We start from the raw sequence: 13,479 nt of genomic DNA on the forward strand, positions 1-13,479 counted from the left end.
GAGCAAGCCAAGATCATAAACACTACTGTGACACTACGAGTACAAATTCTCAAGGATAAATTTAGCCAAAGTTTAGGGCTACCCTTTAAAGAACTATTGCCAGAATCGGCAATTAGACAAGCAATATCTGAATTAAATATTAAATACAAAAAGCGATTATTTGACCCGCTAATAACGTTGTGGGCATTTTTATCTCAGGTTTTGGATACTGATAAAACTTGTCATAACGCTGTAAGTAAAATAATTGCACATTTGGCAGAATCAGAAGTAGAAATTCCTTCAACAGATACAAGTGCTTATTGTCAAGCTAGGGCAAGGTTGCCAGAAAAATTATTAGAAAAACTTTTTAATTTCTCTGCACAAAGCTTAGAAGAGAAAGTGAACCAAGAAAATTTATGGTGTGGTCGAAATGTGAAAGTAATAGATGGCTCAACTGTATCTATGCCTGACACACAAGAAAACCAAAAAGAATATCCTCAACCTAGCACTCAACAAGAAGGATGTGGGTTCCCAATTGCCAAAATCGGGGTAATATTCAGTTTAGTTACTGGAGCCGCTGTTGCACTGTGCATAGACGTTTTGAACACTCATGATATTAAATTAGCGAGAAAAATGTACAGTTTTCTCAAACCAAATGATGTACTTTTAGGGGATAGAGCTTTTTGTGCTTACGCCGATATCGTTTCTATTACCAAACTTGGCTGTGATGCTGTATTTCGCAAGCATCAATCTCGGACAACAACCATGCGAAAAGGCAAAATTGTTGGCGATTGTGACAAGTTAGTTACTTGGCATAAGCCTAAAAGTTGTCCAAAAGGATTGAATAAAGATGAATTTAATGCTCTACCTCAAACCATAACTTTGCGAGAGATTTACTATTACATCGTTATTCCTGGTTTTCGCACTCAACGAGTTAGCTTGATTACTACTCTTTTAGATAAAGCAACTTATTCTACTCTAGAAGTTGTTGGACTTTATGGTAAACGTTGGGATGTTGAATTGGATTTGAGACATCTGAAAACCACATTAGGGATGGATGTTCTACGGTGTAAAACTCCTTCTATGATCCGCAAAGAAATTCATGTTTATTTACTCGCTTACAATCTACTTCGTAGCTTAATGTGGCAGGCTGGAACTACTTATAATACTCCTCCCTTACGCTTATCGCTACAAGGTACTCGCCATCATTTAATTAACTTTCTTCCCAAATTATTAGCTGCTCATTCAACAAAACGTCTTCAAATTTATCGTACTTTACTCAAAGTTATTCCTCACAAGGCTGTTCCCTACCGCCCAGGTCGTAGTGAACCACGAGTTCGTAAACGTCGCCCCAAAATTTACCCCTTGATGACCAAACCCCGGCATGAATTACGTAAACAATTGCAAACTGCTTAATTGATCAGCGTTTCGGCTTTTCTTAGTGCCATTCGGGACAAGATAGGAGAAGTTTCATCAGTAGCCGTTAGCCCTGATGGTAATTTTCTAGTTGTCGGTAGCTATGAATATCCTAGAAGTTATGTCAAAATCTGGGATTTAAAAACGGGTAAACTCATCCACAGACTCTTAGGACATAAAAAACCAGTCAATGTTGTGGTGATTAGCCGAGATGGACAAATTTTTGCCAGTGGTAGTCATAAAATTAAGGTTTGGAATTTGCATAAAGGTGATGCCTACGGCGGGCTATGCCAGCGCATTTCTACCCTTTGGCATACATCTGCTGTTCATGCTATTGCTATTAACTCCAATAATACAGTTTTAGTCAGTGGTAGTGCTGATACCAAAATTCGGTTATGGAATCCCCAAACAGGCGATTTGTTAAACATCTTTCATGGACATGAGGGAGAGGTAAAATCCTTAGTCTTAAGTCCTGATGGACAAACATTAATTAGTGGTAGTGCTGATCAAACTCTCAAAATTTGGCACTTAACCACAGGGAAGCTACTACAAACACTAACTGGACATACCGACGAGGTAACATCTTTAGTTTTAAGTCCTGATGGACAAACCTTAATTAGTGGTAGTGCTGATCAAACTCTCAAAATTTGGCGGTTGTCTACAGGGGAAGTCCTACAAACAATTACTAGACATTCAGGAACGGCTGATTCTGTGGTTTTAAGTTCAGATGGTAACTTCCTCATTAGTATCAGTGCTGATCAAACTATCAAAATTCGGCACATAGAATTATGAGTTAATACGGTTCGGTTTATGCCGAGTTGCAGTCCAATATCTTAACTTATGCTGGATTTGATGTTAACTGAATAGTATTGTCTTTTCATTCATTAGACATCGCCAAAAAAGAATGTAGAGACGTTCCATGGAACGTCTCTACAAGGTTTCTGGAAAACGCATATTTAATTTTTGGAGATGTCTATTATAGATAATTGCTGAATCCAGTTCAAAAATCATACAAAAATATATAAATTAATCAACAATAAACAGTAAATACCACAGTATTTTTATTTTTGTAAAAAATATTTACTTGAGGGCATTTACGGTAAATTCACTATTTATAAAGCTGGAAAATAATTTATGGTAAACCGTCTGTCAACTATATTTTGCTTGTGACATGATTGATTCAGCAAAATTGTTATATATCTTGAGAGTCATGAAACGTCAAAAAGTTTCTGTTTTTGCTGGGTTAATGGGTGCTAGTCTTTTAGCTTTATGGTCTGCTCCTGCACAAGCTTTTACATTTACAACTAATTCCACTTACAACAACAATCCTAAAGATGATATTTGGTTGCAATCAGTAAAGCTGAATGATGGAACCATAATCAAAGACTTTGCTTTAGTTAATCAAGCTCAGATCATCCATAATGACAAGCATACAGGAGGCAATACTGGTGCAGCCAGTGCTGATAGAGGAGACAATGCCCAAGGTGTAAAAGCTGAAAATCCTAGTAATAATGACATAGCTGCTGCATTAGGAAATCTCAATCTCAACAACATCATCGATACTGAAGATAGTGGTTCATTTACTATTAACTTAGAATTCAATAAAGCATTAGATAAATTGTTTTTCTGGGAACGAGGAAGGAATAGTGACTTAACAGTTCAAGCTCTTGATTCTACTGGCAATATGATTGGTAATTCCATAACTCTGCTTCGGGCTAATTCTAAGGATGCAGGTTATAAAATCGACACTACAGAAATTGGTGGCGCTCAAACAGTTGGCTCTTGGGGTGTTAGCCTGGCAGATTTAGGTCTTTCGGGTTCCATTAGCCGTATTCAAGTAAAAGCTGAGAGCAAGTTTAGTGGTCCCGATTTCAAAGTTGTGGGAGCTGCGGCACAAAGTGTACCTGAGCCAACTAGCTTACTAGGACTTGCTCTAATGGGTGGAATGTTTACTTTATCTCGTCGCCACCAAACTACTAAGAGATGTTAATAAGCTCCATAGTAAGTATAGAAATTCTATTTGAACTGTGAAAATATTCATGCTTAGAACCCGGATTTCTCAATGAGATCCGGGAACTTTTTGTGCAAATTATGATCTAGGCATACTAAGAACTTCTTTATCTTCATGCAGATGCAGTTATGGAAGTTGCTTCTTTGCCTTTGGTAGCTGCTAGACTGGCGAGTTCTCGGTCAATAAAAAATATACCCTGTCCTTCCGTGCCAATCAGGTTAATTTTGTCGAGAATCCCTTTAAACAAATATTCTTCTTGGTGTTGTTCTGCAACATACCATTGCAAAAATTGTAGGGTAGAATAATCTGGTTCTGTATTCGCTAAATGTACCAAATCATTAATCTTATGAGTAATGGACTGTTCATGCTCATAGATTTGTTCAAACAGTTCCCTCAAAGAAGTGAAATGACTAGGTGGAGCTTGCATTCCAGTAATTACCGCTAATGAGCCGGTTTCATGCAAATAATTGAGCAAGCGGCGCATGTGCATCATCTCTTCATCGGCGTGTTGACTCAGAAATGTAGCACATCCATCTAAAGCTTTGTAGGCACACCAAGAACTCATTTGTAGATAAAGATGGGAAGAATACATTTCCAAGTTGATTTGTTGATTCAACCGATCAATCATTGCTTGAGATAGCATATTTCTGACTCCTTGTAGTACCATTTTGAATTTTTGATTTTGGATTGGGCATAAACAGTCAATCGAAGGCAGAAGGCAGGAGGCAGGAGGCAGGAGGCAGAAGGAGGAAAAAGCCACCCACAAGGGGGAGCTAGTCTCGTGGGCGGGTTTCCCGACTTAAGAGAACTGGCGTTGGGGCTTGAACCTTCCCCCAAAAACTGTCAAAATTCAAAAATATTATTTTCTATTGCCTTGAACCCAATCCCCAGTCCCCAATCTCTAGACAAGACTCAACGCGATTCCACAAAAATAGTTTGGGCTGTTTCCCGATCCAAGGCGGTGCGGGTTCTGCCAACCATGATGATGTAGGATGGAAAGCGTTGTTCCAGCACTAAGTTACTGCCTGGTAATATGCCGAATGCCATCAGCTTTTGTAAAATTGCATCATCTTGAGTTTGCAAACAAACTACGGTTTGCGGTTGCCCGATTTTGACTGTTGATAAGGCGTTCATATTAAAAGTTGACTCCAAATAAGGTTAAGCCGAGGTTGACAAGATATCCCATCAGGAAAGCGAAGGGGAAAATAAACAGTACGATCGCTACAGTAGTTTTAGTTCCCCGTTCTTTAATCAGCATTTGCAATTGGGCAATGCAGGGTAGAAATAACGTCAAGACAATTGCCGCCACCACTAGCTGATTACCTGTGAGGGTTCCTTGTTGCTGCAAATCAAACAATCCGGCTGCACCATAATCTCTTCTAAAGAAGCCATAAAGGAATATTGGTGCTGCTTGTGCTGGCATTCCTAACGCCAAGGTGATAGGTTCAATTGCCCGGATAATCGCATCAAATAATCCGGTTAATCGTCCTGCCCAAATCAAGACTGAAGCCCAAATAAACAAGGGTAAGACTTCCAGAAAATACCACTTCATCCGCACCCAGGTTTTAATCAGGACGTTCTGCAATTTAGGCAGACGTAAAGGTGGAACTTCCATGTAGAATCTGCCAGAAGTACCGGGTAATAATTTGGCGGTGAGATAGCCAACTACTATAAAGATTGCAGAAATAAACCCTCCCCAAAACAGTAAGGCGGCTGGTTTTTGCGCTAGTAATCCCACAATCACACCCCACTGTGCTGCACAGGGAATGGCGAGAGAGAGTAAAAAGGTGGCAATTAATCGTTCACGTTTGGTTTCTAAGGTGCGGGTGACAATCGTTGCCATTGTGTCACAGCCTAAACCCAATACCCTTGGAATGACTGCTCGTCCAGATAAGCCTACAGATTTAAATAAGCGATCAAGCATTAAAGACAGGCGTGGGAGATAGCCGCTATCTTCTAGTAACGAGAACATCAAGAAGTAAGTGGCAACTACAGGTAATACAATCGCTGTAGCGTAGCGAATTCCCAAGGTGATGATGCCATAATCGTGAGCAATCAAGTCTTGAATTGGTTGCCAGGGGATGACTTGAGCGGTAATTTGGTTGACTACTGGGTTAATTTGCTCCTCAAAAAAGGTTTCGATGTGATCAACTAATTCCCCTGCGCCAAATTCACCGACAAATTTGTAAACTCCGTAGTAAAGGATGACGACAAGGATGGGAAATCCTGTAATGGGGTTGACAGTGAGTTTGTGCAGTATATCGGTGAGTGACGATCGCGCCTGTCTCGTTTCCTGTAAAACTGCTCTTTCTATAGCATGAGACTGACTTTGACGAGTATTGGCGATCGCCAATCCAATAGGTTGTCTGAGTTGATTTTGCGTGACGGTAATTAATACTTCCAGATGACGGCACTGTTCTTGATCCTGTTGTAAGGTTTGCCATAGTCCTGGGTCTTTCTGTAATAGTAATAAAGCTAGACTCCGGGGTGAGAGCGAGTATTTATTAAATAAATAGCGATTGCCTAATGTTTGCCACCACGATTCGAGTTGTGCGATCGCAGCTTCAATCGGTTCTGGATAAATAACTTGGCTAATCATGGCCTTTGACTGTTGATTATTGATTTTTGATTGTTGACTGTAACCTGTCACCCGTCACCTGTAACCTGTCACCTCTCAAGCCATGATCATGGCAGCCTGAACTGGCAGGAATGGCGCAATCCTGTGTTTCAATTCATCTATACCTTGGTTCAAAGCCGCGGCCATGCAAACTACTGGAATTCCCAACTCCATCTCCAGGGTGTCTTGTCGCAAATCCAATCCCCAACGATGCGCTTCATCCATCATGTTGACGGCGAGTATAACCGGCAGTTCAGCCTCGATCAGTTGAAAGGTAAGAGGCAGCATTCTTCCCAAGTTTTTGGCATCTACGACATGAATTACAGCTGCTACAGGTTCAACTAACAATAAATCTCTGGCAACCTTTTCTTCTTCAGTGATGGGCAGCAGTGAATACATCCCCGGTGTATCAATCACTGTTATGCTTTGCTCACCTATCTGTACTAATCCCCGACTCACCTCTACAGTTGTACCGGGGTAGTTAGAAACAGTGACATAAATTCCTGTTAAAGCATTAAAAAGTACACTCTTACCCACATTGGGCATTCCTACCAGGGCAATGGGGGAACTAGAAAAAACTTCTCTATCCAAAGACTGCTTTCTTTTACGAAAAAATGGCAATCCGCGCGATTTCTTTCCACAAGATTTTCCCTGTGATTGACATTTGTGGCATTCCATAGAAAATTATTGTTGAGCTTTACTGCAACTTATTCTCAAATTAAAATGTGAGGATCTTGTGAGGAAATATACCTAATTCCCAAAAGCAGTCTCTATCAAACAACTGTACGAGGCGATCGCTTATTCCTTCTTAACAATTTTCTCCTGACTATTTACTCACATCACAAACTAATCTTTTAAATAAAGACAGAGAAATAATCGTTGTATTCAACAGAGTTTGCGCTTCATTAAAATCAGCATCACCTGTAATAAAAAAATCTGCCTCTGCGGCAATAGCACAAGCTAAAAATTTGGCATCTTTCCTATCTCTAGGAAAATCAACCTCCATATTTACATTAATTAGTGTTGTTACAGAATCAATTAAATAAACCCATCTTTGGTATTGTGCCTCAGTTAACTTTAAACGAGGACGCTTTAAAACTTCCTTATACTCTGCTAGAATCTCTGCTGAGACAACCCACTCAAAATCCGAATTAGCAACCACAAATAAAATTACTGCCTCTGGATTTTTATCAGCTATAGCAGCAGAGACTAGGATGTTAGTATCAATAATAACCTTCATTCCCCTCGCCTATATGCTTCAATTTCTGCTGCTATCTCTTCCTCAGTCAAGGGATGATCTGCGTGTGTCGCTTGTATTTCTTTGAATAACTTTTTTAATTCTGCTGCTAAAGTAGCCCTTTGATTATCCTCAGCTAAAATAATCACCTCAACTTTCTGTCCTGGTTGAAATGGTAAATCAGATAATACTAACTGTTTTGGATCTGCAATGGTGACGTAGGTTTTATAAGCGTTCATGATTTATCCTGTTACTTAACTTTGATCTACCCTTGTTCTAACAACTTCGCCACATTCTCAGCAATTCTCTCCTCTAACATCCTCGCTTCTGTATTCAAAACTTCAATTTCTCTGTAAAGTCAAAATTTTCTACTACTCGTTCCGCAACCCCCACATAACAGATGAGTTTTTAGCTTGCTCCCTAGACAAAACACGAGCATATGCGATCGCTTATTCCTTCTTAACAATTTTCTCCTGACTGTTCACAAGCACCAATACTTACCCAGGTGCTAGAGCCATCTTGCCAGTGTTCCTTTTTCCAAATAGGTGCATTGTGTTTGAGGGTATCAATAGCATAACGACAAGCCTCAAACGCTTCACTACGATGAGGACAACCTACTGCCACTAAAACGCTAATCTCTCCAATCTGCAAGCGTCCGATACGGTGGTGAATTACCACCCGTTTGACATCAGTCCATATAACGCGAATATCAGCAGCAATTTGATAAAATACTTGTAACGCCATTGGTTCGTATGCTTGGTATTCTAGAGAGACTACAGGTTTACCATCAGTTTGATTACGAACCATACCACTCATCACTACAATTGCACCATTGCCTGGGTCGTCAGCTTTGGCGTAGATTTCTTCAAGAGATAATGGTGCAAAGGTAATGGCAAAGCTATCTTCAACTCTTGGTTTAATGGCAATAGTAGATTGATTTTGCACAATTGAATTCATAGGGAGTAGGGATTAGGGAGTAGGGCAGAAGACAGTCAGCCGTTGCTATTTATCAGCTTATATTCTTCCTAATACTGCCATATCTTCTGCATCTAATTCCATTGGCGTACCACTACGAATTAATTCCGAAAAATCTTCATTGGGAACCATAATTGTCAAAGTATATAAGCGTGTTGAACCTATATTTTTAATCAAATGAGTGCCAGTTGGAGGTACTAATAAACTATCTCCAGCAGCAATTGGTACTTTCTTTCCATCACAAATTGCTACACCTTCACCTTTGAGGACGAAAAACATTTCTACTGCCCATTGATGGCGATTTGGTGGGGTTTGTCCGCCAATATCAAAAATTTCTACGCAGCACGTTAGAGAAGTATTAGCATTTGTGGAATCAAAGATAATTGCTAACCGATTGGTATCGTGGGGACTGATGCGGTAAACTTGATAATCTTTGGGAGATTTAATAATAGGAATTACACAACGAGTAGCATACATTGACTATTCCCCTCCTGTTGCTTCAGGATGATTTAGGGCTGTTAAAATCGCTGACGAATCTGTAACAAAACCAAAACATTGTTTGACGTTATACAAGGTCGCTAGCCAACAGTAATCAGGAGATGTTGTAGCAGTGCAGTCTTTAATTAAAATACAATCGTACCCTAGGAAATTAGCATCACATAACGTAGTTAATACACATTGATCAGCGTTGACACCAGTAAAAAATAATGAAGTTATGCCCAAGTTTCGCAGGATACTATCTAAAGCTGTATCCCAAAAGCCACTCATGCGGTACTTATCCACACGGATATCTTCTGGTAACTGTGGGAGTTCGTCTACAACAGCCGCCGCCCAACTACCTGCCATTAGTACCTTAGCACCGTTTTTTGGTAATGGATCGCCCAAGCCTATACCTTCTCCTGTGGGGTTGTAGACATGACGTAAACCAGCACTAATATTGAGTAAATCGGGACGATTACCCCAATTTAGCCAAATTACAGGCACGTTAACAGCACGCAGTTCTGGTAGTAAACTATTTAAAGGTTCGATAGGTTTGCGGGCTGGAGTGACATCTACGCCGATATGCGCCAACCACCCATCAGGATGACAGAAATCATTTTGCATATCTATGACGAGGATGGCAGATTTTGCTAAGTCAAGGCGCAGTGTTTTAGTTTCTGTTGGTAAAATCACAGTCTGTGGATTCTTTTGAGGACGTGTGATATCTGCGATCGCCTGATTCACCATCCACGCATTTGGCCTAACTCCCAATGTCCGCAAAGACTGATTCATAAATTTCTATACCCAACACAATTACTATTTTGTACCTTGAAATTATATTGAGCGTTTAATTACTTAATTAAGGTTAAAATCATGGGTTTTACAATCCAAAATGTTTTGATTGCTACCGATGAGGGTTATACCACTACAGATGTACAGATTGTAGATGGTAAAATTGCCGCCATAGCTCCCAATTTAGCTACCGTTGGTACAGCCATTGATGGTAAACATAAACTTTTACTACCGGGTTTTATCAATGCTCACACCCATTCTTCCGAAAAATGGCAACGGGGTGTGATTCCACCTTTACCCCTAGAATTATGGCTAGCACACTTATATGATTTTGCTCCCCTAGATACTGAACAAGTTTATTTGAGTGCATTGGGTACGGCGGTGGAAACCCTGTTATCTGGTGGTACAAGTGTTGTAGATCATTTGGTGTTAATTCCGGGACAAGAGTTAGAAACCATCGCTTGTGCGGTACGCGCCTATCAAGAAATCGGGATACGAGCTTTTATCGCCCCTCTCATTCAAGATGAATCCCTGACGGCTGGGATACCTGCCGGGGAATCAAACCCAACCCATGAACCATTTTTTCGTTCCACTGCCGCCACCCTCGAAATCATTGAAGCAGCAATTAAACAGTTCCACCGTCCCGATGAGGGTGTGAGTCTTTTAGTAGCACCAACAGGAATTCAGTTGTGTACCGATGCTTTATTTGAGGGGTGTATTGACTTAAGCGATCGCTATCATATTTGTCGTCACTCTCATTTACTGGAAACCAAAGCCCAAGCCCTACTCGCCCAAGAAAAATACGGTTGTAGTGCTGTCACCCATCTAAAACAAATTGGTTACTTGAGCGATCGCACTTCCTTAGCTCATTGTGTCTGGTTAAATGATGCAGATATTGCTATCCTGGCAGAAACTCAATCAACAGTTGTACACAATCCCCTCAGTAATCTGCGCTTAGGTAGCGGCATCGCTCCGATTTTAAAATATCAGCAAGCTGGCGTAAATGTTACTTTTGGTTGTGATGGCGCTTCCAGTAATGACTCTCAAGACTTGTTAGAAGCCGTCAAAATTGGCTCTATTTTACACAACGTTACAGATTTAGATTATCGCTACTGGATTACACCCCGAAAAGCCGTAGAAATGGCATCATTAGGCGGTGCCAAGGGGTTAAATATGGCAGATCAAATCGGTTCCCTCACAGTTGGTAAACAAGCTGATTTGGTACTTTATGACCTGACTAACTTATCATTATTACCCCGGACAGACCCCATCGGTTTATTAGTATTAGGTCGTCCCACCAATGTAGTAGATAGTGCTTGGGTGTATGGCAAACAAATTATTGCCAATGGTAAAGTTACTACTATTAACGTAGATGAACTGCGACAAGAATTATTTAACCGCAGCCAGTGGGAAACCAAGCGCCAATCCCAAACAGTAGCGCAAATAGAAACTCATTATCGTCAGATTATGGGTTTGTAAAACGCTTCAGGGACGCAGTTAGTAGTGGCGTGGCAAGCCTTAAATGTTGCAATAAAACTCTCTTGTGGGATGGGCTTCTAGCCCGTCCAGTGCGGGCAAGATGTCCACACCACAATAACTTATTTTTGCACTACTTTAGCCTTGCCGCACCCTTGTATAGCTGTAGACAGGGCGATTAGGACACGACTAAAAGCTCAAACTCATTCATGGCATGGATCTTACTATTGCCTATTGCCTATTGCCTTCTGCCATATATTGAGCCTCGGCGTTGGAAATTTGGCAGATTATTGTGTATGCTTTGTGACCAAATATCTTAACGGTCATGAGGGAGTACATATGGAACGCGCTATTTCTCTATTAGGCATTCTCGTGTTTATTGGTATATCTTACGCCATCTCGGTTAAACGTGAGGCTGTGCGTTGGCGAACCATCGCTTGGGGGCTGGGATTGGAGTTCGTTTTTGCCTTGGTGATTCTGAAAACACCTTGGGGATTAAATATTTTTAAGTCGTTGGGGGATATTGTTAGCAGTTTTTTAGCTTTTTCTGATGAAGGAGCAAAATTTGTGTTTGGAGATAATTTTAAGGAGCATTTATTTGCTTTTCAGGTGCTGCCTACGATTATCTTTTTTTCTGCTTTCATTAGTGTTTTATACTACTACGGCATTTTGCAACGGGTAGTGTATGGGTTGGCATGGGTAATGATGAAGACAATGAAAACATCTGGCTCTGAGTCTTTATCTTGTGCCGGTAATATTTTTTTGGGGCCGACAGAAGCCGCATTAATGGTTAAGCCATATGTAGCAAAAATGACTCAATCGGAACTCCATGCGGTAATGACTGGCGGCTTTGCCACCATCGCCGGGGGGGTTTTAGGTGCTTATCTTTCCTTTGGTATCCCCCCAGAACACTTAATTGCAGCCTTTTTTATGACTGCGCCGACTTCCTTAGTGGTATCAAAGCTGATGTACCCGGAAACGGAAGTATCTGAAACAGGTGGTAATGCCAACATGGATGTAGAAAATACTTATGTTAACGTCATTGACGCTGCTACCAGTGGAGCCATTGACGGTGTAAAGCTAGCAGTTAATGTTGGGGTGATGATTATTGCCTTTTTAGGATTACTGGCTTGTGCCAATGCTTTACTCAGATGGTTGGGAGGGTATATTGGTTTACCACAGCTATCCTTAGAGTGGATTTTATCTTTTGTGATGGCTCCTGTGGCATTTTTAATGGGTGTACCTTGGGCTGATTGTGGGCAAGTTGGGGCTTTATTAGGTAAGAAGACAATCCTCAATGAGTTTTTGGCTTATTTAGATTTAGGAGAACTGATTAAAAGTCAAAAAATTTCTCAACGAGGAGTAATTATTGCCACTTATGCTTTATGTAATTTTGCTAATATAGGTTCTATTGGTATTACGATTGGCGGTATTACCGGGATGGCTCCCCAACGCCAACATGATTTAGCGCGTATGGGCGTGAGAACAATGATTGGGGGATTACTAGCAAGTTTTATTACCGCTTGTATTGCTGGGATATTAATCTAGTTGATGGTGTGAAACTCCCAACTTGAGGGCAATGATTGTGATCGCCTGAGTAGGACTGAGTAAACTAAACTCAATCCCATTAATTAATATTTACATTTATCATAATCAGGGTTTCATCTCACCTACATGACTGTTAGGAGCCATATCAATGACAGTAAATGTTTTTAAAGTAGAGGTTGTTCCACATAATCCAAACTGGCGTAGCGAATTTGCTAGTGAGTCGCAGCAGATTGCACTTGCACTGAGGGAAAATCTAGTTGCTGTACATCATATCGGCAGTACAGCCATCCCCCAAATTTATGCCAAGCCGATTATTGATATTTTAGTTGAGGTGAAAGAGATTACGAAAGTTGATGAGCAGAGTTCAGCAATAGAGGCATTGGGTTACGAAGTGATGGGTGAGTATGGAATACCAGGCCGCCGTTATTTCCGCAAGCACAATAAAGCAGGTGTAAGAACACATCATATTCACACATTTGCAGTGGGTTCAGCAGATATAAAACGTCACTTAGCATTTCGAGATTACATGATTGCTCATGTTGAAGACGCGCAAAAATATAGTGAACTCAAGCGCGAACTCGCCAAGAAATATCCTGATGATATTGAGGGGTATATGGATGGCAAGGATGGGTTTATTCAAGAGATGGAGAGGAAAGCATTAGAGTGGCTTTGAGATGAGGACTCAGTACAGTAGGGCATACGGGAACTGACGCTACAGGAGATTTGCCACGCCACTTGCTTCTCTACGAGACGCTACGCGAACCAACTGGGAAACTCTTCCAAGGCAGTCCCGATGAAGCAAGTTTCACTTTAAGAAGGCAGAAGGCAGAGGGCAGAGGGCAGTCCCAATGAAAAAATTTCATCACCATGAATGAAAATGTGGTAACTTCCAAGATAAGGCTGATACAAGCGAGGTTGTTTCCTTATTAGAGCATCAGAGCCTGAAGG

At 40.9% G+C, this 13,479-nt stretch carries 15 protein-coding genes; 6 read left to right on the forward strand and 9 right to left on the reverse strand.

The annotated features are described in order from the left end of the window. Positions 1 to 27 precede the first annotated feature (27 nt). From NOS7524_RS16075 to NOS7524_RS16085, 3 genes are all read left to right on the forward strand, one after another. Positions 28 to 1,395 carry an IS4 family transposase gene (locus tag NOS7524_RS16075; RefSeq protein ID WP_041555549.1) on the forward strand — a complete coding sequence of 456 codons (1,368 nt, stop codon included), beginning with the start codon at positions 28 to 30 and terminating at the stop codon, positions 1,393 to 1,395. Beyond that, entirely contained in the window at positions 1,396 to 2,187 is a 792-nt protein-coding gene (locus NOS7524_RS16080) for a WD40 repeat domain-containing protein (RefSeq protein WP_015139539.1), read from the forward strand. A 418-nt stretch (positions 2,188 to 2,605) separates the two neighbouring features. Then, the gene (locus tag NOS7524_RS16085; protein WP_041555360.1) at positions 2,606 to 3,385 is read left to right on the forward strand and encodes an exosortase-dependent surface protein XDP2; all 780 of its coding nucleotides are present in this window, start codon (positions 2,606 to 2,608) and stop codon (positions 3,383 to 3,385) included. A gap of 133 nt (positions 3,386 to 3,518) precedes the next feature. Here NOS7524_RS16085 and ftnA read toward each other — a convergent pair whose 3' ends face one another. From ftnA to NOS7524_RS16130, 9 genes are all read right to left on the reverse strand, one after another. Further along, the gene (gene ftnA / locus NOS7524_RS16090) at positions 3,519 to 4,073 is read right to left on the reverse strand and encodes a non-heme ferritin (RefSeq protein ID WP_216087494.1); all 555 of its coding nucleotides are present in this window, start codon (positions 4,071 to 4,073) and stop codon (positions 3,519 to 3,521) included. 245 nt (positions 4,074 to 4,318) lie between these two features. Then, positions 4,319 to 4,540, reverse strand: coding sequence for a FeoA family protein (locus NOS7524_RS16095; RefSeq protein WP_015139542.1), 222 nt, complete (start codon positions 4,538 to 4,540; stop codon positions 4,319 to 4,321). A 1-nt stretch (position 4,541) separates the two neighbouring features. Next, a complete protein-coding gene (locus tag NOS7524_RS16100; protein WP_235622354.1) occupies positions 4,542 to 6,056 on the reverse strand; it encodes a ferrous iron transporter B in 1,515 nt (504 codons plus the stop codon). A 24-nt stretch (positions 6,057 to 6,080) separates the two neighbouring features. Beyond that, positions 6,081 to 6,614 carry a FeoB small GTPase domain-containing protein gene (locus NOS7524_RS16105; RefSeq protein ID WP_235622355.1) on the reverse strand — a complete coding sequence of 178 codons (534 nt, stop codon included), beginning with the start codon at positions 6,612 to 6,614 and terminating at the stop codon, positions 6,081 to 6,083. A 235-nt stretch (positions 6,615 to 6,849) separates the two neighbouring features. Then, positions 6,850 to 7,263, reverse strand: a complete 414-nt coding sequence (locus NOS7524_RS16110) for a putative toxin-antitoxin system toxin component, PIN family (RefSeq protein ID WP_015139545.1) — start codon at positions 7,261 to 7,263, stop codon at positions 6,850 to 6,852. Beyond that, entirely contained in the window at positions 7,260 to 7,499 is a 240-nt protein-coding gene (locus NOS7524_RS16115) for a hypothetical protein (protein ID WP_015139546.1), read from the reverse strand. Before NOS7524_RS16115 ends, NOS7524_RS16110 begins: the two co-directional genes overlap by 4 nt. A 220-nt stretch (positions 7,500 to 7,719) precedes the next feature. Then, on the reverse strand, positions 7,720 to 8,217 hold the full coding sequence (locus tag NOS7524_RS16120) for a molybdenum cofactor biosynthesis protein MoaE (protein ID WP_015139547.1): 498 nt from the start codon (positions 8,215 to 8,217) through the stop codon (positions 7,720 to 7,722). 57 nt (positions 8,218 to 8,274) lie between these two features. Continuing rightward, on the reverse strand, positions 8,275 to 8,712 hold the full coding sequence (locus NOS7524_RS16125; protein ID WP_015139548.1) for a cupin domain-containing protein: 438 nt from the start codon (positions 8,710 to 8,712) through the stop codon (positions 8,275 to 8,277). A gap of 3 nt (positions 8,713 to 8,715) precedes the next feature. Beyond that, on the reverse strand, positions 8,716 to 9,507 hold the full coding sequence (locus NOS7524_RS16130) for a cysteine hydrolase family protein (protein WP_015139549.1): 792 nt from the start codon (positions 9,505 to 9,507) through the stop codon (positions 8,716 to 8,718). Positions 9,508 to 9,588: 81 nt separating this feature from the next. Between NOS7524_RS16130 and NOS7524_RS16135 the strand changes: the two genes are divergently transcribed. From NOS7524_RS16135 to NOS7524_RS16145, 3 genes are all read left to right on the forward strand, one after another. Further along, on the forward strand, positions 9,589 to 10,986 hold the full coding sequence (locus tag NOS7524_RS16135) for an amidohydrolase (protein ID WP_015139550.1): 1,398 nt from the start codon (positions 9,589 to 9,591) through the stop codon (positions 10,984 to 10,986). Positions 10,987 to 11,322: 336 nt separating this feature from the next. Next, the gene (locus tag NOS7524_RS16140) at positions 11,323 to 12,531 is read left to right on the forward strand and encodes a NupC/NupG family nucleoside CNT transporter (RefSeq protein WP_015139551.1); all 1,209 of its coding nucleotides are present in this window, start codon (positions 11,323 to 11,325) and stop codon (positions 12,529 to 12,531) included. A gap of 148 nt (positions 12,532 to 12,679) precedes the next feature. Beyond that, a complete protein-coding gene (locus tag NOS7524_RS16145) occupies positions 12,680 to 13,204 on the forward strand; it encodes a GrpB family protein (RefSeq protein ID WP_015139552.1) in 525 nt (174 codons plus the stop codon). Positions 13,205 to 13,479 lie beyond the last annotated feature (275 nt).

Origin of the sequence: Nostoc sp. PCC 7524 (assembly GCF_000316645.1) — a bacterium.
Classification (GTDB): domain Bacteria; phylum Cyanobacteriota; class Cyanobacteriia; order Cyanobacteriales; family Nostocaceae; genus Trichormus.